Source organism: Shewanella sp. T24-MNA-CIBAN-0130, assembly GCF_040310185.1.
GTDB lineage: Bacteria > Pseudomonadota > Gammaproteobacteria > Enterobacterales > Shewanellaceae > Shewanella > Shewanella psychromarinicola.
The window spans coordinates 1-243 of sequence record NZ_JBEOPP010000511.1 but is presented as its reverse complement, the minus strand read 5'-3'; the positions used below and the strand labels follow the sequence as shown (position 1 = coordinate 243).

At 36.6% G+C, this 243-nt stretch carries 1 pseudogene; it reads right to left on the bottom strand.

Annotated elements, in window-relative coordinates:
* Positions 1-37 precede the first annotated feature (37 nt).
* A pseudogene (locus AAEZ02_RS23310) lies at positions 38-243 on the bottom strand (carbon starvation CstA family protein); the annotation flags it as partial.

The following is a 243-nucleotide window of genomic DNA, read 5'->3' as shown; positions in this document are numbered from 1 at the left end:
ATCTATTCCAATAGTGATTAGACGTTATATCTAGATATTACTTTTCAATATTGCTTTTACCTTTATGCAAGGTCCACTCTTTACGCAATACCGATAGACTCTCAAACGTCACTAAAATCGTTGCGACTAGAATGATGATGTCCATAATGATAAGCAGCCAATTACCATCAACGTAAAAGGTTTTGAGCTGAATCAATAAGGCAAAAACCGTCATCACTAACAAGAATGACAATGGCGCCAAGG